This is a genomic window from Bacillus pretiosus (assembly GCF_051294775.1).
In the GTDB taxonomy this organism is placed as follows: Bacteria; Bacillota; Bacilli; order Bacillales; family Bacillaceae_G; genus Bacillus_A; species Bacillus_A wiedmannii.
Map to the genome: position 1 here is coordinate 1 of NZ_JBPPHF010000689.1, position 278 is coordinate 278.

The 278-nt window shown below is 41.0% G+C and carries 1 pseudogene; it reads left to right on the top strand.

Features of this window, described 5'->3' with window-relative positions:
• Positions 1–278 (top strand): annotated as a pseudogene (locus ACSG5Z_RS32720) (phospho-sugar mutase); the annotation flags it as partial.

Below are 278 nucleotides of genomic sequence, written 5' to 3' on the forward strand. Positions count from 1 at the left end.
ACACAAGGATTAGCGAAGTTTATTGAAAAATTAGGTCAAGAAGCGAAAAAACGCGGTGTTGTTGTAGCGTACGATTCTCGTCATAAATCACCTGAATTTGCAATGGAAGTAGCTGCTACACTTGGTGCACACGGAATCACAACATATGTGTTTGAAAGCTTACGTCCAACGCCAGTGCTTTCTTTCGCAGTTCGTCATTTACATACAGTAAGTGGAATCGTTCCTACGGCAAGCCATAATCCACCGGAATATAACGGTTATAAAGTATATGGTGAAGA